Raw genomic sequence first — 532 nt, 5'->3', positions numbered from 1 at the left:
GCTTACCGGTTTGGAAACAAGGTGTGAGTTGTTTGCGTTGACACCACGCTTTATAAGCATTTAAACGCGCCAAGCCTGTGGTTTTGTCTTCAGGATCAACACCAATATAAGCAATGCGAGAGAGAGATTGCTGCTCAAGATGAGACAAAGCCATGTCTATCACGCCTTGGTTATCATAATTGATGGAAGAGACGTTATTGGTATCCATCGCAATCACCACAATGCGATTGCCCCACTCGGCTAAGGCTTGCTCATCGCACCCAGTAAAGCCAAACACGATCACCCCATCCACATTGCGACGCTTAAGCACGTTTAGATGCTCGTTGGTTTTGTCGCGATCAAATTGGCTTTCCATGATCACCGCGTCATAGCCAGCGGAATACAATGCATTGAGCATTGTACCAACAGCACGATTTTCGGATGGTGAGTCCAGACGGGAGATAATAACTCCAATGACTTTTTGGCTACCGCCACGCATTGATTGCGCAGATTTGGACGGTACATAGCCAGATTCACGAATGATTTGCTCTAC

General features: G+C 46.8%; 1 pseudogene. It reads right to left on the bottom strand.

Going from position 1 to position 532, the window contains the following annotated elements:
* Window positions 1-532 (bottom strand): annotated as a pseudogene (treR, locus tag R7Q48_RS30620) (trehalose operon repressor); the annotation flags it as partial.

This window comes from Vibrio sp. 378 (genome assembly GCF_033339435.1).
This window is presented reverse-complemented; position numbering and strand designations above follow the sequence as displayed.